General features: G+C 69.7%; 1 protein-coding gene. It reads right to left on the bottom strand.

Annotated features, from left to right (window positions below; genetic code table 11):
• A partial coding sequence (locus ACYVDE_RS25850) for a hypothetical protein (RefSeq protein ID WP_460504360.1) occupies positions 1-554 on the bottom strand: 554 nt, incomplete at both ends.

Genomic DNA, 554 nt, shown 5'->3' with positions numbered 1-554 from the left:
GGCGCGCTGGCCGTGCTCAGGCCGGCGGTGCTGCGAGCCGAGCAGGCCGGGTTTGGGTCGAAGATGCGGCACTCGTCGAACAGCTCGTTGATGCCAGCCACGGCGCAACTGATGTCGCTGAAGCTCGGGTTGCCGCCGCCGTTGGCGTAGGCCACGCCGCCCAGGGCCTTATTGGCCAATGCCAGCAGGCTGCCCACGGTGGGCGTGCCCGTGCCGTAGTCGAGGTTGCCAAGCACCGACGCCGGAATGGAGCGCGAGATGCCCGTCAGGTCAGCGGGGTTGGGCGACGAGCAGTTGATAGTGGCGTACGACCGCATGGTGGCGCTCAGGGGCACGCCGGCCAGGGTGTTGTCGAGGCGCGTGTTCAGGGCGAGCGTCAGGGTCTGGCCCACCAGCACGTTGTTGAAGCGGCCATTGCGCAGGAAGCCCAACGGGAACGAGCTGGCGCAGCCGCTGGTATTGCCCAGCGTGCTGGGGAAGGCTCCGGCCGAGCCGCCGGCCGGCAGCTTATCGATGATACACTGGGCCGTGGCCTGCCGGGCCTGCGCGGCGGC

This window comes from Hymenobacter agri (assembly GCF_054778495.1).
This window is presented reverse-complemented; position numbering and strand designations above follow the sequence as displayed.